Below are 19,008 nucleotides of genomic sequence, written 5' to 3' on the forward strand. Positions count from 1 at the left end.
CTACGAGGCGGGGTAGTAGCGGGGAGGTTTGGGGAAGCCGGGGTGCCCGGGTTACCAAAGATGAGCAAGCAAGCCCGGCACCCCGCTCAGCGTGCCGGGTCCTTTCTTGCCCGCAGCACTCGCAGCACTCGCAGCACTCGCAGTGCAGCACCCGCAGTACCCGCAGCACCGTCCCCGTCCCCGGCCCGGAGGTCTCCTTCATGTCCGCGAAGCGCGTCACCACCCGTCGTACCCGTATCGCCATCGGCGCCACCGCCCTCGGCGCGGCCCTGGCACTCGGGGCCGGGACGACCGCCGCGTTCGCCGACGAGGTGCCCCAGACCGAGCTGACGGGCACCGTCCAGCTGGTCGCCGAGCAGGCCGCCGCCCAGGCCGCCCTCGCGGCGAAGCCGGCCGCCCTGTGGGAGAAGCCGGTGTCGAAGTACGTGCTCTCCGCGACCTTCGGCAAGGGCGGCAGCATGTGGTCGCACAAGCACTCCGGCCAGGACTTCGCCGTCCCGGTCGGCACCCCGGTGGACGCCGTCTCCGCGGGCACCGTGGTCAAGGCCGGCCCCAACGGCGGCGGCGACGGCCCGGCCTACGGCAACGCCATCGTGATCAAGCACGCGAACAACACGTACTCGCAGTACGCGCACCTCTCGAAGATCCAGGTCAAGATCGGCGAGAAGGTCACCAAGGGCGAGCAGATCGCCCTCTCCGGCAACACCGGCAACTCCAGCGGCCCGCACCTGCACTTCGAGATCCGGACCACGCCGAACTACGGCTCGGCCGTGAACCCGGTGGCCTTCCTGCGCGGCGTCGGCGTCACGGTCTGATCAGCCGGTCAGCCGGTCACCCATGAGTGGGTCAGGGTGCCGCGCGCCGCAGCGTCCAGGTCGCCCTGGCGGTAGGCGGCGGCCTGCTCGTCCGAGAACGCCGACGCGTAGATCCGCATGAAGTTCATCTCGCCCTTGAAGGCGCCGGCCCACGCGTTCTGGTGGCGGGCCCGGCCGAGCTGCAAGGGGCCCGAGTTCGGCCAGATCCCCGCGACCGGGGCCTCGGCGGCCTTCTTGCCCTCCACGTAGAGGGAGATCTTCTTCTTCTCGGCGTCGTGGACGGCCGTCAGGATCGACCAGGTCTTGACCGTGTTCAGCCCCTCTGCGGCGACGGTCACCACCGTGGGCGTGGCGCCCTTCTCGGGGGTCCGCACGCGGAACACCCAGGCCTGCTTGCCGTTCACCTCGTCGGAGCCCAGCTCGAAGGAGAACGACTCCGAGGTGCCCTGGCTCATGACGACGTGCGGGCCCTTCGCGTCGGAGTTGTTCTTGACGCGGACCGAGAGGGAGAAGCTCTTGGTCGTGTCCACGGCCGAGGCGGTGGACTGGCCGTACGAGTTGGGGTTGCCCTTGAGGGTGAACTCGTAGTGCGAGCCGTCCTTGGGGACCGTGGCTTCCGGCCCCATCCGGATGCCGACCTTGCCGGCGCCGTCCTTGAGGAGGGCGGGGTCGCTCGCGACGGTGGGGGAGTAGGCCTTCGACGGGGACTTGCCGGGGTCGGGGGACCCGGACACCGAGGCCGAAGCCGAAGGGGAGGGGCCCTTGGCGTCGTCCTTGCCGCCCCCGCCCCCGCCCACCAGGTCGGTCTTCAGCAGGACGAACGCTCCGCCGCCGGCGAGCAGCGCGAGCACGGTGACCGCCCCGCCCACCTTCCACAGCCGCTTGCGGCGCCGCTCGGCGGCCGACCGGTCGGCCATCGCCTCCCAGTCGGGCTGCTCGCCGAAGGATGCGGCCTGCGGGCCGGCCGGGGCGCCGGGCCCGGCCGGGCCGCCCTGGTCGGAGTCCTCGGGGAACGGCATGGGCGGGCCGAAGGTGCCGGACACCGGCGGGCCGGGCGGGTAGCCGTAGCCGCCGCCCTGCGGGTAGCCGTAACCGCCCTCGCCCGACGCGGGGCGGTCGGACGGGCCGTCCTGGCCGGGCGGGAACCCGTAGCCGTGGCCGCCGCCGGACGCGGGCCGGTCGTACGGTTCGGGCCGGGCGGGCGGGAACCCGTAGCCGCCCGGCGCCGGGACTCCCGGCGGGAACCCGTAGCCGCCGCCCTCCGGAGCGGGCTCGGGCTGGGGGCTGTGCGGGCGATCCGTACCGTCAGTCATGGTTCGGATGCTAAGACATCGGCGTCCGCAATCGAACAGCCGATGGTCGCGATACGACACCGATCCCGCCGGGCCGCCCCGGCACCGGCAGCGGCCCCGCCCGCTCAGCCCTCCCGGCGGACGACCGGGAAGCTCCCCGTCGCCGTCGGCGCGTGCTCCGGCAGCCACAGCACCGCCACCGCCCCCGCCGCCGCGCCGCCCTGGACGAAGCCGCCGGGGGCCGCCACGTTGCGGAACGTCAGCCGGGCGCCCAGCACCCGCGCCTGCCCCTCCGCGATGGTCAGCCCCAGCCCGTGCCCCACCCCGGCCCGGTCCGTGGACCCGGTCCGGAACCGGCTCGGCCCCTCCCGGAGCAGGGCCTCGGGGAAGCCCGGCCCGTGGTCCCGGACCCGTACGACCCGGCCTTCGACATCGACCTGGACCGGCGCCCGCCCGTACCGCGCGGCATTGGCGAGGAGGTTGCCGAGGATCCGCTCCAGGCGGCGCGGATCGGTGCTGACGATCTCGTCCGCGACGATCCGTACGCGCGCCTCCGGCATCAGCGAGTTGACCCGGCGCTGCACGAACTCGCCGAGCGCCACCTCCTGGAGCTCCGCCCGCTCGGACGCGCTGTCCAGCCGGGCCACCTCCAGCACATCCTCGACCAGCGCCCGCAGCGCCTGCGCGCGGTCCCGCACCAGCTCGGTCGGTCGGCCGGGCGGCAGCAGTTCCGCCGCCGTGAGCAGGCCCGTCACCGGGGTGCGCAGCTCGTGCGCGATGTCGGCGGTCACCCGCCGCTCCGCCTCCAGCCGCTGCTGGAGCGCGTCCGCCATCGCGTCGACCGCCCGCGCGAGGTCGTCGGTCTCGTCGCGTACGACGCCCCCGACCGCGTCCCGCACCCGTACCTCGGGATCCCCGTGCGCCACCCGCTGCGCGGCGGCCGCGGCCTTGCGCAGCCGGCGCGAGATCTGGCCGCCGATCAGCACGCCGAGCGCCGACCCGCCGACCACCACGGCCAGGGAGCCGACGATCAGCGCCCGGTCCAGGTCGCGCAGCATGTTGGCGCTCTCCCGGAAGGGGGTGTGCAGCGAGAGCACCTGCCCGTTGCCGAGCGGCAGGGCGGCCCATACCTCGGGGAGCCCGCGCGGGTTGTCCTGGATGTAGGTGCCGCGCCTCCCGGACTGGGCCTTCTCGCGCAGCTCCCGGGGCAGCTCCGGGTCGTTGAGCTTGGCGCCCATCTGGGGCTTGCGGCCTCCCTCGGCGGTGCGGGAGATGAACTGCACGCGGTCCAGCTGCACCTCGCGGGCGCTCTCCAGCATCGAGACGCGGGCAGCGCTGTGCACCACCAGGCTCAGGGCGACGGCGGTCAGCGCGCCCACGGCCGCGATGGCGAGCGTGATCTTCCAGCGGATCCCGGTCCGCAGGGTGAACCGCTTCATGCAGTCGTCGTCCCCGCGTTCATTGCCGCGTTCATTCCCGCGTTCGTCCCCCGTGCTCGTTCCTCTCAAGGCATCAGGCCTTGAGCTTGTATCCGAATCCGCGGACGGTTTCGATCCGGTCCTGTCCGATCTTGGTGCGCAGCCGCTGCACGTGGACGTCCACGACGCGGGTGTCGCCGCCCCAGTCGTAGTCCCAGACCCGCTCCAGCAGCCGGTCGCGCGAGAGCACGGTGCCGGGGGAGGTGGAGAACTCCAGCAGCAGCCGCATCTCGGTGGGGGTCAGCGCCACCGAGGCACCGGCCTTGCGCACCTCCATGCCCTCCGTGTCGACCTCCAGGTCGCCGAAGAGGAGCACCCCGCGCTCGCCGGAGGCGTCCTCCTCGGGACCGCCGCCCTGCGGGCCGCCGGCGTGGCCGAAGCGGCGCAGGACCGCGCGGATGCGGGCGACGAGGACGGACCCGTCGAAGGGCTTGGTGACGTAGTCGTCGGCGCCCGCCTCCAGGCCGAGGACCACGTCGATGGAGTCGGCGCGCGCCGACAGCATGATGACCGGGACGGTGGACTCGTCGCGGATGCGGCGGCACAGGCTCACGCCGTCCATACCGGGCACCATCACGTCGAGCAGCGCGATGTCGGGCCGGTTCGAGCGGAAGGAGTCCAGGCCGGACAGCCCGTCGGGCATGGCCGTGACCACGAACCCGTCGCGTTCCAGCGCCAGGGTCGTGGCCTCACGGATGACGTCGTCGTCCTCCACGAACAGCACATGGGTCTCGGCCATCGGGAGCCTCGCCTCGCCTCGGTACTCGTCGCCCGGATCTCCGGGCCGCTCGGTTCTTCTCGGTTCTTCGGTCGCCCGGTTCCCCGGGCCGTGCGGTCGCTCTGGTGGTTCCGGTGGTGCTCAGCTCTTCGGGCTGACGGCCGGCGCGGGGAGCGTCCCGCCGTCGACCACGTTGCTGTAGTCGGTGTGCACCCGGTCCTGCTCGGTGAACCGTTCCCCGTTCCAGCGGTACGTGATCAGGTCCTCGCCCGAGGGGTAGGAGAACGCGTCGCTCTTCCCGTAGACCGGCTTGGTGACGATCAGGTCGCCCCGGTCGATCTCGGCGTAGACGGGCGCCTGCTCGTCCGAGAAGACATTCTGGTACGAAGCCCCGTCCGCGCGGTACACGAAGGAGCCGATGCCCAGCGCGTCGGCGCAGGACAGGATGTTGACCACGATGTCGACCTCGGGGCCGCCGGTGACCTTCCCGTAGCTGACGTCGACCGGGTACTCCTTGCCCGAGCAGGGCTTCAGTTCCCGCTTCATCTCGGCGCTGATCTTGGGGTCCGCCTTGACCAGCGCGATCGGGTCCACCTTGGCGGCGGGCCTGCCGGAGGCCTGGGAGGTGAGGGGGGCGGTGCTGTCCGCGTCCTGCGGGGAGGGGGCCGCGGAGGGGGCTCCGGTCTTGGCCACCTGCTCGGTACGGGCCGGGCCGCCGTCCCGCAGCCCCGTGCCCCCGGTCGAGCAGCCGACCGCGAACAGCACGGTGCCGACGAGGACGACCGTCCCCGCCGACATCAGTACCACCGAGCTCTTGCCGCTCAGTCTTGGGCCAATCAGGCCGCGCACCGCTCACGCCCCTCGTACAGGATGGTGTGGTCACCGCGCTCCAGCGCGCGCATGTCCAGATCCCGGCTCTCCAGTTCCTGCCGGAGGCGGGCCAGTGCGCGGTGCAGAGTGCTCTTCACGGTTCCCGCCGACATGCCGAGCGCCGCGGCCGTCTCCTCGGTGCTCATCTGCTCCCAGTGTCGCAGCACCACCACGCTGCGCTGCTTGGGCGCGAGCACCTTGAGGATGTCCATGAGCAGGGCGCGGTCGGCGCGCTGGTCCGAACCGTCCTCGACGGAGGCGTCGGGGAGCTGCTCGGTGGGAACCTCTTCGAGCTTGCGGGCCCGCCACCATTCGGTACGGGTGTTGATCATGACACGGCGCAGGTAGGCGTCGGCGAGGGACTTGTCGGCGATGCCGTCCCAGCGGCCGTAGGTGCGCACGAGCGCGGTCTGCAGGAGGTCCTGTGCGTCGGTCGGGTCCGGAACCAGGCGACGGGCACTGCGCAGCAGCGCGTCCTGCCGGGTGCGTACGTACTCTTCGAATTCGAGTACCTCGCCGTGCGCCATCTCAGACCGCCTCCGTTCCGACCAACCGCTCATCCGCTGCCTTACGGATTCGACGGTACGGAGGCGTTGTCACGGCACTGTGCGGGTCAGCCTTCGGTGGGCGCACGGACACCCATAGGTTATGTAACAGCGCCCGTGAGCTGCGGTTTCTCCGGACAAGCGGAATCCCCGAGTCAGCCTCGGGGGGCTTCGGGAGCGGCCTCGGGACCGACCTTCGCGGGGCCCGCCGGAAGCCGGTACATGAGGCCGGGCAGCGGCTCCACGAGCCCGTCCGAGACCAGCCCGTCCAGCGCCCGGGCCCGCTGTACGGGCTCCTCCCAGACGGTATCGAGGACGGACTGCGGCACGGCGCCGACCGCCTCGCGCAGCACCGCGAGGAGTTTGCCGCGCACCTGCCGGTCCGTCCCGGCGTACGTCTGCCCGCGCCGCGGCGGTCCCTCGTGCGCGGGCTTCCCGGCCAGCCGCCACGCGCACAGCCCCGACACCGGGCAGCTCCCGCAGTCCGGGCTCTTGGCCGTGCACACCAGCGCCCCGAGCTCCATGGAGGCCGCCGCCCAGCGGGCCGCGGTGTCCTCGTCCTCGGGCAGCAGGGCCCGCGCCAGGCGGCGCTCGGCGGCGGTGGTGGCGTTCGGCGGGTACTCGACCCCGGTCGCGGTGCGCGCGAAGACCCGGCGCACGTTGGTGTCGAGCACCGCGTGCCGCTGCCCGTAGGCGAAGGAGGCCACGGCGGCCGCCGTGTACTCGCCGATCCCGGGCAGGGCCAGCAACTGCGCGTGCTCGCGCGGTACGTCGCCCCCGTGCCGCTCCGTTATGGCGACGGCCGCGCCGTGCAGGCGCAGGGCCCGGCGCGGGTAACCGAGACGGCCCCAGGCGCGTACGGCCTCACCGGGGGCCTCCGCGGCGAGGTCGGCGGGCCGGGGCCAGCGGGCGAGCCACTGCTCGTAGACGGGCAGGACCCGGTTGACGGGGGTCTGCTGGAGCATGAACTCGCTGACCATCACCCCCCAGGGGCCGGCCTCGGGGCGGCGCCAGGGCAGGTCGCGGGCGTGTGCTTCGAACCACGCGATGACGGGGGAGTGCAGCGCGGTGGTGGGAATGGTTGCAGTCATGGCAGACGGCATCCTGGCACGTTTCGGGCCCGGGGGCAGGCGGGTCGGTCCCCACCCGCGGCGACGCGGCGGCGGGGCGGCGGCTAGCGGGCCGGGCCGGGGCCCGCGATCAGGACGGCCGTGCGGCCGCCGCTCGTCCGCACGGCCGCGAGGACCCTGGTCGCCGGGCCCGCGAGCGCGAGGACGGCGAGCGCGGCGAGGCTCGCGCCCAGCACCAGGCCCATGGCCACGTCGTGCGGGTAGTGGACGCCGACGAAGACCCGGGAGAAGGCCATCAGCAGGGCCAGCGGGACGGTCAGCAGTACGAGCCTGCGCACCGCCAGCGCCAAGGCGACCGCCGCGGCGCCCGCGATGGCGGAGTGGTTGCTCGGGAAGGACCAGTCACCGGTGGCCGGGCACTTGATCAGCGAGGCCGCCGCCCCGGCCACGGCCCGGCACGGGCGCTCCTCGTCCACGGTGGACTTCACCAGCTCGGAGGCGACGTAGGCCAGGGCGGTGACGAAGGGGGCGAGGACCGCGAGCGCCACCGTGCGGGGGTCGCGGGCGCCGCGCGCACGCCACCACACGGCTATGAAGAGGGCGCCGAAGACCAGCAGCCCGTACTCGGTCCAGAACTCGAACGCCGATTGCACCCAGGCGGGGGTCGAGTGGGCGAAATCGGTGACGTCGAGGTAGAGGCCGGAGCTGTCCATGGTGACTGAAGGTACCTAAATCGGAATAACGTCCTCATCAGATCGGCATGTGGGGCACTGATCGCGCCGCGAACTCTCGTAAGGTTCCGTTCGTGGGATCTCTGCGCAATCCGGTCGGGCCGCTCCCCTCCTCCATCTACTGGCGACGGAGGGCCGTGCTGGCGTCCGTCGCCGCGCTCCTCGCGATGCTCGCCGTATGGACCGTCAGTTCCGGTGCGGGCAAGTCGAGTACCAACGGCAAGGGCCAGGGCGGCTCCGGTCCCGTCACCCAAATCACCCCGGGTCCCTCGGGATCCGGCCCGGCGATCAGTCAGGCCCCGGGCGGCCGCGGCGAGTCGGGCTCCGGTGGATCCGGCGGCAGCGCCGGCACCGGCACGGGCTCCGACCCCGGCGCGAGCCCCGGCGCGGGCAAGAACGGCGAACCGGGCGCAGAGCCCGGCTCCGCCGACCAGGGCGGTACGGCCGGCTCCTCCGCCGGCCAGGTCGTCCCCGCGGACTCGCCGGTGCCCACGTGCGCGCCCAGTGCGCTGCAGTGGGAGGTCAAGAGCGTGAAGAACGAGTACGAGACGAGCGAGAAGCCGCGCCTCGAACTCGTCGCGCGCAACGTCTCCGGCACCACCTGCAAGGTCGATCTCGGCCCGAAGCAGGCGGTACTGACGATCACTCAGGCGAGCAACGCCAAGCCGGTCTGGTCCTCGGCGGACTGCCCGGCGGGCGCGGGCAACGTCTTCTACCGGGTCCCCTCGCAGGGCGAGACCAGGCAAGCCCTGGAATGGGACCGCCGCTTCAGCGAGCCGACCCAGTGCCAGTCGCCTCCGGCGGGCTCGGCGGCGGCGGACACCTACGTGGTCGAGGTCAAGTCCCCCGGCATGCCGGTGGCCCGAACCTCGTTCGTCCTGAAGCCGGAGTAGCCCACCGGGTAATTCCAGCCCCTCCGGCGTTTGAGGAGCGGGGTCCGGGGCGGAGCCCCGGGGAGCCCCGCTCGGCCGGGCGTCGCAGGCTAGACGTACCGCTCCAGGATGGAGGACTCCGCCAGGCGGGACAGGCCCTCGCGGACGCTGCGCGCACGCGCCTCGCCGACGCCGTCTACGGTCTGGAGGTCGTCCACCGAGGCGGCCAGCAGCTTCTGCAGGCCGCCGAAGTGCTCCACCAGCCGCTCGATGATCGCCCCCGGCAGCCTCGGCACCTTCGCCAGCAGCCGGTACCCGCGCGGGGACACCGCGGAGTCCAGGGTCTCGGGCGAGCCCGTGTACCCCAGGGCCTTCGCCACGATCGCCAGTTCCAGCAGCTCCGGATGGGTCAGCGCGTCCAGCGCCGGCAGCGCCTCGTCCACCGTGCGGGAACGCTTCGCCGTCGGCTCCGGCACGTAGTCCCGGATGACGAGCTCCCGCTCCTGCTCGATCCCGACCGTCAGCTCGTCGAGCTGGAGGGAGAGCAGCCGGCCGTCCGTGCCGAGCTCCACCACGTACTCCGCGATCTCCGTCGCGATGCGCCGCACCATCTCCAGCCGCTGCGCCACCGCCGTGACGTCGCGGACCGTCACCAGGTCCTCGATCTCCAGCGCGGACAGCGTCCCGGCGACCTCGTCCAGGCGGAGCTTGTACCGCTCCAGCGTGGCCAGCGCCTGGTTCGCCCGCGACAGGATCGCCCCGGACTCCTCCAGCACGCGCCGCTCGCCGTCCACGTACAGCGCGATCAGCCGCATCGACTGCGAGACCGACACCACCGGGAAACCGCACTGCTTCGAGACCCGGTCCGCGGTCCGGTGCCGGGTGCCCGTCTCCTCCGTGTGGATCGAGGCGTCGGGCACCAGCTGGACGCCCGCCCGCAGGATCTTGGTGATGTCCTTGTCCAGGATCAGCGCGCCGTCGAGCTTGCACAGCTCGCGCAGCCGGGTCGCGGTGAACTCCACGTCCAGGACGAAGCCGCCCGTGCACATGGCCTCGACGGACTTGTCCATGCCGAGGACGATGAGCCCTCCGGTGTTGCCGCGAACGATCCGTTCGAGCCCGTCACGCAGGGGCTGACCAGGTGCGACCGCGCTCAGCGAGGCGCGCATCATGGCCTCCTGCTTGGAGCTCGCGCCCGACTTTCCGGATGCTGCTGCCCCGTCCTTGGCTGCCACTGCACTCCTCCGGTCGCGGGATGTACCGCCTGCGTACGGCCGGGCGGACCATCCCGAAGTCTACCGGCGCGGCCCCGGCGCCCGCCGTGCCTTAACCCGGCCGGGCCGGGAAGCATGCCGTACGACCCCGCTGACCTGCGGTTACTCGGCAGCCCGCTCCTTCGCCGGCGTACGCGACCGCCCGCGCGGCAGGGCCCGTAGCGCGTCGCCCATGTCGGCGACCTCGGTCACCTTCATGCCCGGCGGCACCTTCCCCGGGTCCACCGGCACCAGCGCGTGCGTGAAGCCCAGCCGGAACGCCTCCGCCAGCCGCCGCTGCACGCCCGTCACGCGCCGGACCTCGCCCGCGAGCCCGACCTCCCCGATGGCGACCAGGTTCTTCGGGAGCGGTACGTCGCTGGCGGCCGAGGCCAGCGCCAGCGCGACGGCCAGGTCGGCGGCGGGCTCGGTCAGCTTCACCCCGCCCACGGTCGCGGTGTAGATGTCCCGCTTGCCGAGCGCCGTGATCCGCCCGCGCTGCTCCAGCACCGCCAGCATCATCGAGACGCGCGAGGTCTCCAGACCGGAGGTCGTGCGGCGCGGCGAGGGGATCTGCGAGTCCACGGTGAGCGCCTGCACCTCCGCGACCAGCGGCCGCTTGCCCTCCAGGGTCACCGTCAGGCAGGTGCCGGGGACGGCCTCGGTGCGGCGGGTCAGGAACAGCCCGCTCGGGTCGGCGAGGCCGGTGATGCCCTCGTCGTGCAGTTCGAAGCAGCCGACCTCGTCCGTGGCGCCGTACCGGTTCTTCACCCCGCGCACCAGGCGCAGCCGCGCGTGCCGGTCGCCCTCGAAGCTCAGGACCACGTCGACGAGGTGTTCCAGCAGGCGGGGACCGGCGATCGCGCCGTCCTTGGTGACGTGGCCGACCAGCAGCGTGGACATCCCGCGTTCCTTGGATGCCCGGATCAGCGCCCCGGCCACCTCGCGGACCTGCGCCATGCCGCCGGGCGCGCCGTCGATCTCGGGGGAGGCGACCGTCTGCACGGAGTCCATGATCAGCAGGGAGGGCTTCACGGCGTCCAGGTGCCCGAGCACGGCCGACAGGTCGGTCTCGGCGGCGAGGTAGAGGTGGTCGCTGAGCGCGCCGATCCGCTCGGCCCGCAGCCGCACCTGGCTCGCCGACTCCTCGCCGGTGACGTACAGGGTGCGGTGCTCGTCGGAGGCCGCCTTCGCCGCGACGTCGAGCAGCAGCGTCGACTTGCCCACGCCCGGCTCGCCCGCGAGCAGGACGACCGCCCCGGGGATCAGCCCGCCGCCCAGCACCCGGTCCAGCTCGTCCACGCCGGTGCTGCGCGCGGTCGCGGTGCGGACGTCGACCTGACCGATCGGCACGGCGGCCGTGGTGACCCGGCCGGCCGCGGTGGTGCGCACGGCGGGGGCGCCGCCGAGCTCCTCGACGGTGCCCCAGGCCTGGCACTCGGGGCACCGGCCGAGCCACTTGGCGGTGGAGTACCCGCACTCGGTACAACGGTAGGACGGCCGGTCCTTGGCGGATGAACGAGATGTACGGGCAGCCATGCGGCCCACCGTAGCCGCCGCCACCGACAGCCCCCTCCGCGGCGGCCCGCCGCGGTCCCCGCGCGCACGCCGTGGCGTGCACCGTCAGGGGTGCCGTCAGCCCGATGCCGATCTGTTCACCCGTAAGGGCTAAAACTGGTGAAGGCTTCCGGAGCGCCACCGGCGCGCCGCCTACGGTCGCCGAGTGACCAGCAGCAACCAGGGACACCCCGCACCGCGCACCGGCGCACACCGGGCGCACGGGCGCACGCCCCCCGAGGGGACCAGGGCGGAGCAGCCGCCGCCGTTCCGGTACGAGCCCTACCTGGACGGGCTGTTCACGTACTGCCTCTCGGTCCTGTGCGACCACGACAGCGCCACCGACGTGCTCGGCGACGTCCTCGCCGTCGCCGACCGGCACCCCGGCCGCTGCCCCGACGAGGGGGACCGGCGGGCCTGGCTGTACGCCCTCGCGCGCTGGGCCTGCCTGCGCAAGCTGGCCGAGCGGCGGCGCACGCGCTATGGGTACGGGGGAGCGCATTCCGCCCGGCGTGCACCGGAGCACGCGGACGCCGGCCGTGCCCCGGAGCCCGCGACGGTGAGCGCCGACCGGAACGCGGCGGCGAACGCGGCGGCGGGTCAGGGCGGCCACGGCGATCACACCGGCCCCGGCGGTCTCGACGTGTACGCCTACCGCCGCACCGAGCTCGCCCGTCTCGCCTGGCCGGAGGCCGCCGGGACCACCCCCGAGCAGCGCGAGGCACTCGAACTCGCCGTCCGCCACCGCCTCGGCGTCCCCGAACTCGCCGCCGTCCTCGGCACGCCCCCGGCCGCCGCCCGCGAGCTGCTCTCCGGCGCCGCCTGCGAGGTGGAGCGCACCCGCGCCGCCCTCGCCGTCGTGGAGACGGGCAACTGCCCGACCGTGTCCCGGCTCACCGGAGACGGGGACGGCGCCGACGGCGGGGGAGACGGGAACCTGCTCCTCTCCTCCTCCCTGCGCGCCGAGCTCGTCCGCCACGTCGACGACTGCCCGCGCTGCCGCCGCGTCGCCGAACGCGTGGGCGCCGGAGCCCCATGGCCCGGCTCCGGCAGCATCAACACCGCCGCCCTGCCGCTGGTCCCGGCCCCGCGCACCGCCGTCCACGCCGCGATGCTCCGCTCCGGCAGGCGCCGGGGCGCCGGGACCGGCCCGCGCTTCGACCGCACCGGCTTCCCGATGGACCCCAAGGACCGCGCGGCCCGCCGCGACCGGCTGCGCGCCCGCGCCGTCACCACCACGGTCGTCGCCACCGTCGTCGCGGCCCCGGTGCTGGCCCTGTGGGCGGCGTACCGGGGCGCCCCGAGCACCGGGGAGCCCGTGGGCAACGGCTCCACGCGCATCTCGGCGAGCGAGGCGGAACTCCCGCTGGCCCGTACCGACGGGCGCCCGCTGACGGCCTACGAGAACGCCGGCAATGCCGCCGTCATCGCCGACGGCCCCGACTTCGCCCCGCCCGGGGCGGCCCCCGACGTCTCCGTGGAGGTCATCAGCAGCGGCGCGCCGAGCACCGCCCCCGGCACCCCGGGCCGGCTCACCGCGGCCGCCTCCACCCACGGAGCGACCACCCTGCTCACCCTCACCGCGTCGGGCGGAGCCCCGGTGGACTGGCGGCTGTGGTCCGACGCCCCGTGGCTGCGCGCCAGTACGACCTCGGGCCGGCTGGCACCAGGAGAATCGGTCACCCTACGGATCACCGTGGACTCGGAAGCCCAGCCCATAGGGGCCTGGAGCGCCCGGGTCGGAGTGGACCCGGGCGGCGCGGTGATCTCCATCCGGGGCCGGGGCCGCCCGGCCCCCACCCCGCCCGGCCCGGAGCCCACCCCGTCGGACCCGCAGCCGACTCCGACGCCGACCGCCACGCCGTCACCCACCCCGACTCCGACGCCCACACCGACCCCGGAGCCCACGCCCACCCCGGAGCCGACCCCGACGCCGAGCCCCTCGGAGGGGGCCACATCGGCACCGGCTCCGAGCCCGGCGTCCTAGGTCGTTGCCGGATCGGCCGGGTGCGGGGCCATCGGCAGCAGCGAGGAGAGCCGCGCCTCGCAGAGCCGTACGAGCTCCTCGTACCCCTCCTTGCCCATCAGTTCCGTCAGCTCGGCGCGGTACGACACGTAGACCGGCTTGCCGGCGCCGTGCGCGGAGGTGGCCGAGGTGCACCACCAGTGCAGGTCGTGGCCGCCCGGCCCCCAGCCGCGCCGGTCGTACTCGCCGATCGACACCTGCAGCACGCGGGTGTCGTCGGGCCGGTCGATCCACTCGTAGGTCCGCCGGATCGGCAGCTGCCAGCACACGTCCGGCTTGGTCTCCAGCGGCTCCTGGCCGCCGCGCACCGCCAGGATGTGCAGCGAACAGCCGGCCCCCGCCGGGAAACCGGGCCGGTTCAGGAAGATGCAGGCACCGTCCCAGCGGCGGGTCTGCTTCTCCCCGTCGTCGTCGTGCTGCGTCCACCCGGTCTCGCTGCCGACGTCGTGGAACTGCCACAGCTCCGGCGTCAGCCGCGCGACGTTTTCGGCCACCCGCTTCTCGTCGTCCTCGTCGGAGAAGTGCGCGCCGAGCGTGCAGCAGCCGTCGTCCGCGCGGCCGGCCTGAATGCCCTGGCAGCCGCTGCCGAAGATGCAGGTCCAGCGGGACGTGAGCCAGGTCAGGTCGCAGCGGAAGACCTGCTCCTCGTCGGCCGGATCGGGGAACTCCACCCAGGCCCGCGGAAAGTCGAGCCCCTTCTCGTCCGGCTCGGCGGCCTTGCCGGCCTTGCCGGGCTTCCCGTCCTTGCCTGCGGCCTTGTTCTTGGACTTGTTGGCCTTCTTCGTATTTGGCACAAACCCCAGCCTAAGCGCCCCTTACTCCACCCCTACGCCTTTGGACCAGTAGCGTTTCCCCTCATGAGACTCGGTGTCCTTGATGTGGGTTCGAACACGATCCATCTGCTGGTGGTGGACGCACACCCCGGTGCGCGTCCCCTGCCGGCGCACTCGCACAAGGTGGAACTGCGCCTGGCGGAGCTCCTCGACGAATACGGCGCGGTGACGCCCGAGGGCGTCGAGCGGCTGGTTTCCGTCATCGGGGGCGCGGTGCAGGCCGCCGAGGACAAGGGGTGCGAGGACGTGCTCCCCTTCGCGACGAGCGCGGTACGGGAAGCCACCAACGCCGACGAGGTCCTGGCCCGGGTCAAGGCCGAGACCGGCGTGGACCTCCCCGTCCTCAGCGGCGACGACGAAGCCCGCCTGACCTTCCTCGCGGCGCGCCGCTGGTTCGGCTGGTCGGCGGGCAAGCTGCTGCTCCTGGACATCGGCGGGGGCTCGCTGGAGATCGCGTACGGCATCGACGAGGACCCCGACGCGGCCGTCTCCCTCCCGCTGGGCGCCGGACGCCTGACGGCGGGCTGGCTCCCGGGCGACCCGGCGGACCCGGCGGACGTCAGGGCCCTGCGCCGCCATGTACGGGCCCAGATCGCCCGGACGGTCGGCGAGTTCAGCCGCTTCGGCCAGCCGGACCGGGTGGTGGCCACCTCCAAGACCTTCAAGCAGCTGGCCCGGATCGCGGGCGCGGCCCGCTCCGCGGAAGGCCTCTACATCCAGCGGGACCTGACCCGGAAGTCCCTGGAGGAATGGGTCCCGCGACTGGCCGCGATGACCACCGCCCAGCGCTCCGCCCTCCCGGGCGTCTCCGAGGGCCGCTCCAACCAGCTCCTGGCCGGGGCGCTGGTCGCCGAAGGCGCGATGGACCTCCTGGGCGTCGACTCCCTGGAAATCTGCCCCTGGGCCCTGCGAGAAGGCGTCATCCTCCGCCGCCTGGACCACCTCGGCACCTCCGGCCCCGTCGAACCGTGAGCCCGGGCAGGGGTCTGGTACTCCAGCCGTCCGGCGCTTGAGGACCGGGGCCCGGGCAGCGCCCGGGGACACCCCAGCCCCGCCGGCGTTTGAGGCGCGGGTCCGGGCGGCGCCCGGGGAACGGTGGAAGGGCGGGTAGGGGACTTCGCCCCGCGCAGCGGCCCGCCCCCGGGGCAGCGCCCCGGGACCTGGTCCGTCGGACCAAGGCTCCGTAGGACGGCCCGTTCCCTGGGGCAGGGCGGCAGGCGCCCGCGGCCAGTCGGGCCGGGCCCGGGCCACGCCCGCCAGGCCGGGGCCACCCCCACGCGCCCCCACCCAGGCGGCGCCGCCGCCCACTCCGGCCGGGCTCCCAGAGGGCGGCCCGGCGCCGCGGGGACCCCGATACCCTGTCCCCGTGGCAGAACCAGTCCGGATCCCGACCGCGAAAGTCGCCCTCTCCACCGCCTCCGTCTACCCGGAGTCAACGGCGACCGCCTTCGAGATCGCCGCGCGCCTCGGCTACGACGGCGTCGAGGTCATGGTCTGGACGGACCCCGTCAGCCAGGACATCGAGGCCCTGCGCCGCCTCTCCGACCACCACCAGGTGCCGATCCTGGCCGTCCACGCCCCCTGCCTGCTCATCACGCAGCGCGTGTGGTCCACCGACCCCTGGACCAAGCTCCAGCGGGCCCAGGCGGCGGCCGAGAAGCTCGGGGCGAGCACGGTCGTCGTGCATCCGCCGTTCCGCTGGCAGCGCCAGTACTCCCGCGACTTCGTGACCGGCATCTGGCGGATGGCGGACGAGACCGACGTCCGGTTCGCCGTCGAGAACATGTACCCCTGGCGCTACCGCGACCGCGAGATGCTCGCCTACGCACCCGAGTGGGACGTCACCAAGGACGACTACCGCCACTTCACGATCGACCTCTCGCACACCGCGACCGCCCGCACCGACGCGACCGCGATGATCGACCGGATGGGCGACCGCCTCGCCCACATCCACCTCGCCGACGGAAACGGTTCCGCGAAGGACGAGCACCTCGTCCCCGGGCGCGGCAGCCAGCCCTGCGCCGAACTGCTGGAGCGGCTCGCCGCCACCTCCTTCGACGGGCACGTCGTCATCGAGGTCAACACCCGCCGCGCGATGTCCTCCGCCGAGCGCGAGGCCGATCTCGCCGAGGCCCTGGCCTTCACCCGCCTCCACCTCGCGACCGCCCCCGGCCCGGCCCCCAGGACCCCGCACCGATGACCGACCCGCTCCCGGCCCCCGCGCCGCAGGCATCCGACCCGCAGCCCCCCGCGCCGCAGGCACCCGCGCCGCAGCCCCCCGCCCCCGCGAAGCGCCGCCGCGGCCCCGGCCGCCCCCGTCAGGACGAGGCCGAGGACGGCCCCGGCACCCAGGAGCGCATCCGCCTCGCGGCCCGCGCCGAGTTCGCCGCGCGCGGCTACGACAAGACCTCCGTCCGCGGCATCGCGAAGGCCGCCGGAGTGGACCCGGCCCTGGTGCACCACTACTTCGGCAGCAAGGACGACCTCTTCGCCGCCGCGATCGAGCTCAGCATGGAGCCCGCCCTCGTCCTCCCCGCCATCATCGGCGCGGGCCCCGACGGCATCGGCGAGCGCCTGGCCCGCTACTTCCTCGGGGTCTGGGAGAACCCGGTCACCCGGACCCCGCTGCTCGCCGTGATCCGCTCGGCCCTCACCCACGAGGCCGCCGCGAAGGTGCTCCGCCGACTGATCCTGCACCGGCTGCTGGAGCGGATCGCGGCCGACCTCAACGTCCCCGACCCGACCTTCCGCGCCGAGCTCGCCGCCTCCCACATGGTCGGCATCGCGATCCTGCGCTACGTCGTCCAGGTCGAGCCCCTCGCATCGGCGGACCCGGAGACCATCGTCGAGCTGGTGGCCCCCACCCTCCAGCGCTACCTCACCGAGGAATGACGACGCCCGCGCACGCAGCCCCGTAATCTCCGGACCCGTGCCCAATAGCCGAGCCGCCCGTCCCGGGATCCGGACAGCCTGTCCGGATCCCGGGCGGGGGGCGTAGCCTCGTAACCGAGCCATATCCACAGTCGCGGCCGGCGCCCGGCGCCACCGCACACATGGGGAGAGAACCCGATGCCCGAGCTGAGGTCCCGCACCGTCACCCACGGCCGCAACATGGCAGGCGCACGTGCCCTGATGCGCGCCTCGGGCGTAGCGAGCGCGGACATCGGGAAGCCGATCATCGCGGTCGCCAACTCCTTCACGGAGTTCGTCCCCGGCCACACCCACCTGGCCCCGGTCGGCCGCATCGTCTCCGACGCGATCCTCGCCGCCGGCGCCGTCCCCCGCGAGTTCAACACCATCGCGGTCGACGACGGCATCGCCATGGGCCACGGCGGCATGCTGTACTCCCTGCCCTCCCGCGACCTGATCGCGGACTCGGTCGAGTACATGGTCGAGGCGCACTGCGCCGACGCCCTGATCTGCATCTCCAACTGCGACAAGATCACCCCCGGCATGCTGATGGCCGCCATGCGCCTCAACATCCCGGTCGTCTTCGTCTCCGGCGGCCCGATGGAGGCCGGTCAGGCCACCCTCGTCGACGGCACCGTGCGCAAGCTCGACCTGATCGACGCCATGGTCGACGCCTCGAACGACAGCGTCTCCGACGAGGACGTCCTGCGCATCGAGGAGAATGCCTGTCCCACCTGCGGCAGCTGTTCCGGCATGTTCACCGCCAACTCGATGAACTGCCTTGCCGAGGCCATCGGCCTGGCCCTCCCCGGCAACGGCTCGGTCCTGGCGACGCACACCGCCCGCCGCGCCCTGTACGAGGACGCCGGCCGCACCATCGTCGAGATCACCAAGCGCTACTACGAGCAGGACGACGAGTCGGTCCTGCCCCGCAACATCGCGACCCGCCAGGCCTTCGAGAACGCCATGGCCCTCGACATCGCCATGGGCGGCTCCACCAACACGATCCTCCACCTCCTCGCCGCCGCGCAGGAAGCCGGCCTGGACTACGACCTCACGGACATCGACGAGATCTCCCGCCGGGTCCCGTGCCTCGCCAAGGTCGCGCCGAACGTGGCGCCCGGCGGCACGTACTACATGGAGGACATCCACCGGGCCGGCGGCATCCCCGCCCTCCTCGGCGAACTGCACCGCGGCGGACTCCTCAACAAGGACGTCACCACGGTCCACTCCGCCAACCTGGAGGAGTGGCTCGCGAAGTGGGACGTCCGCTCCGGCACGGCCCCCGAAGAGGTCATGGAGCTGTGGCACGCCGCCCCCGGCTGCCAGCGCTCCGCCTCCGCCTTCTCCCAGTCCGAGCGCTGGGACACCCTCGACCTCGACGCCGAGGGCGGCTGCATCCGCTCCGTCCAGCACGCGTACTCCAAGGACGGCGGCCTCGCGGTCCTGCGCGGCAACATCGCGCTCGACGGCTGCGTCGTGAAGACCGCCGGCGTCGACGAGTCGATCTGGACCTTCGAGGGCCCGGCCGTGGTCTGCGAATCGCAGGACGAGGCCGTCGACAAGATCCTCCGCAAGGAGATCAAGGCCGGCGACGTGGTCGTCATCCGCTACGAGGGCCCGCGCGGCGGTCCCGGCATGCAGGAGATGCTCTACCCGACGTCCTTCCTCAAGGGCCGCGGCCTCGGCAAGCTCTGCGCCCTGGTCACGGACGGCCGCTTCTCCGGCGGCACCTCGGGCCTCTCCATCGGCCACGCCTCCCCGGAGGCGGCCGCGGGCGGCTCCATCGCGGTCGTGGAGGACGGCGACCGCATCCGCATCGACATCCCGAACCGCTCCATCGAGCTCCTGGTCGACGAGGCCACGCTGGCCGCCCGCCACGAGGCCCTGGGCGGCGTCTACGCCCCGAAGAACCGCGAGCGCAAGGTCTCCGCGGCCCTGCGCGCCTACGCCGCGATGGCGACGAGCGCCGACAAGGGCGCGGTCCGCGACGTCAGCCTCCTGGAGCGCTGACCCCGCACCAGCCGGTTCCGGCCCT

17 protein-coding genes are annotated in these 19,008 nt (G+C 73.4%); 7 read left to right on the forward strand and 10 right to left on the reverse strand.

What is annotated here, in order from left to right; translation table 11 throughout:
• Positions 1–200: 200 nt before the first annotated feature.
• Positions 201–815 (forward strand): M23 family metallopeptidase, encoded by a 615-nt coding sequence (locus NLX94_RS26795; RefSeq protein WP_254385655.1) that lies wholly within the window; start codon positions 201–203, stop codon positions 813–815.
• An 8-nt stretch (positions 816–823) separates the two neighbouring features.
• Here the strand turns inward: NLX94_RS26795 and NLX94_RS26800 are convergent, their stop codons facing one another.
• The 7 genes from NLX94_RS26800 to NLX94_RS26830 all read right to left on the reverse strand — a co-directional run bounded on the left by NLX94_RS26800 (position 824) and on the right by NLX94_RS26830 (position 7,501).
• Complete coding sequence (locus NLX94_RS26800; RefSeq protein ID WP_254385656.1) at positions 824–2,128, reverse strand: LamG domain-containing protein; 1,305 nt, start codon at positions 2,126–2,128, stop codon at positions 824–826.
• A 104-nt stretch (positions 2,129–2,232) separates the two neighbouring features.
• Positions 2,233–3,546 (reverse strand): two-component system sensor histidine kinase CseC, encoded by a 1,314-nt coding sequence (gene cseC, locus NLX94_RS26805; RefSeq protein ID WP_254385657.1) that lies wholly within the window; start codon positions 3,544–3,546, stop codon positions 2,233–2,235.
• Between the two features lie 73 nt (positions 3,547–3,619).
• Entirely contained in the window at positions 3,620–4,324 is a 705-nt protein-coding gene (cseB, locus tag NLX94_RS26810; protein WP_254385658.1) for a two-component system response regulator CseB, read from the reverse strand.
• A gap of 120 nt (positions 4,325–4,444) precedes the next feature.
• Positions 4,445–5,101 carry a hypothetical protein gene (locus NLX94_RS26815; protein WP_254385659.1) on the reverse strand — a complete coding sequence of 219 codons (657 nt, stop codon included), beginning with the start codon at positions 5,099–5,101 and terminating at the stop codon, positions 4,445–4,447.
• 38 nt (positions 5,102–5,139) lie between these two features.
• Positions 5,140–5,700, reverse strand: a complete 561-nt coding sequence (locus tag NLX94_RS26820; protein ID WP_150518482.1) for a SigE family RNA polymerase sigma factor — start codon at positions 5,698–5,700, stop codon at positions 5,140–5,142.
• Between the two features lie 173 nt (positions 5,701–5,873).
• Positions 5,874–6,809: an A/G-specific adenine glycosylase gene (locus NLX94_RS26825; RefSeq protein ID WP_254385660.1), complete on the reverse strand. Its 936-nt coding sequence runs from the start codon at positions 6,807–6,809 to the stop codon at positions 5,874–5,876.
• 83 nt (positions 6,810–6,892) lie between these two features.
• Positions 6,893–7,501 (reverse strand): phosphatase PAP2 family protein, encoded by a 609-nt coding sequence (locus NLX94_RS26830; protein ID WP_254385661.1) that lies wholly within the window; start codon positions 7,499–7,501, stop codon positions 6,893–6,895.
• A 92-nt stretch (positions 7,502–7,593) separates the two neighbouring features.
• Between NLX94_RS26830 and NLX94_RS26835 the strand changes: the two genes are divergently transcribed.
• A complete protein-coding gene (locus tag NLX94_RS26835) occupies positions 7,594–8,412 on the forward strand; it encodes a hypothetical protein (protein WP_254385662.1) in 819 nt (272 codons plus the stop codon).
• A gap of 89 nt (positions 8,413–8,501) precedes the next feature.
• On the opposite strand, the gene disA is transcribed toward NLX94_RS26835, so the two are convergent.
• Both disA and radA read right to left on the reverse strand, forming a co-directional pair.
• Positions 8,502–9,626 carry a DNA integrity scanning diadenylate cyclase DisA gene (gene disA, locus NLX94_RS26840; RefSeq protein ID WP_243339766.1) on the reverse strand — a complete coding sequence of 375 codons (1,125 nt, stop codon included), beginning with the start codon at positions 9,624–9,626 and terminating at the stop codon, positions 8,502–8,504.
• 141 nt (positions 9,627–9,767) lie between these two features.
• Complete coding sequence (radA, locus tag NLX94_RS26845; protein WP_254385663.1) at positions 9,768–11,183, reverse strand: DNA repair protein RadA; 1,416 nt, start codon at positions 11,181–11,183, stop codon at positions 9,768–9,770.
• A 184-nt stretch (positions 11,184–11,367) separates the two neighbouring features.
• On the opposite strand from radA, the gene NLX94_RS26850 reads away from it, so the two are divergent.
• Positions 11,368–13,188 carry a hypothetical protein gene (locus tag NLX94_RS26850; RefSeq protein ID WP_254385664.1) on the forward strand — a complete coding sequence of 607 codons (1,821 nt, stop codon included), beginning with the start codon at positions 11,368–11,370 and terminating at the stop codon, positions 13,186–13,188.
• Here the strand turns inward: NLX94_RS26850 and NLX94_RS26855 are convergent.
• On the reverse strand, positions 13,185–14,021 hold the full coding sequence (locus NLX94_RS26855) for a hypothetical protein (protein ID WP_254385665.1): 837 nt from the start codon (positions 14,019–14,021) through the stop codon (positions 13,185–13,187). The genes NLX94_RS26850 and NLX94_RS26855 overlap by 4 nt on opposite strands.
• 63 nt (positions 14,022–14,084) lie before the next feature.
• Here NLX94_RS26855 and NLX94_RS26860 point away from each other — a divergent pair, with 63 nt between their 5' ends.
• The 4 genes from NLX94_RS26860 to ilvD all read left to right on the forward strand — a co-directional run bounded on the left by NLX94_RS26860 (position 14,085) and on the right by ilvD (position 18,983).
• The gene (locus NLX94_RS26860) at positions 14,085–15,032 is read left to right on the forward strand and encodes a Ppx/GppA phosphatase family protein (RefSeq protein ID WP_254385666.1); all 948 of its coding nucleotides are present in this window, start codon (positions 14,085–14,087) and stop codon (positions 15,030–15,032) included.
• Positions 15,033–15,426: 394 nt separating this feature from the next.
• On the forward strand, positions 15,427–16,260 hold the full coding sequence (locus NLX94_RS26865) for a sugar phosphate isomerase/epimerase (protein WP_254385667.1): 834 nt from the start codon (positions 15,427–15,429) through the stop codon (positions 16,258–16,260).
• Entirely contained in the window at positions 16,257–16,952 is a 696-nt protein-coding gene (locus NLX94_RS26870) for a TetR family transcriptional regulator (RefSeq protein ID WP_254385668.1), read from the forward strand. Before NLX94_RS26865 ends, NLX94_RS26870 begins: the two co-directional genes overlap by 4 nt.
• A 177-nt stretch (positions 16,953–17,129) precedes the next feature.
• Complete coding sequence (gene ilvD / locus NLX94_RS26875; RefSeq protein ID WP_254385669.1) at positions 17,130–18,983, forward strand: dihydroxy-acid dehydratase; 1,854 nt, start codon at positions 17,130–17,132, stop codon at positions 18,981–18,983.
• Positions 18,984–19,008: the final 25 nt, after the last annotated feature.

The sequence above is a fragment of the Streptomyces sp. TBY4 genome (assembly GCF_024213195.1).
Classification (GTDB): domain Bacteria; phylum Actinomycetota; class Actinomycetes; order Streptomycetales; family Streptomycetaceae; genus Streptomyces.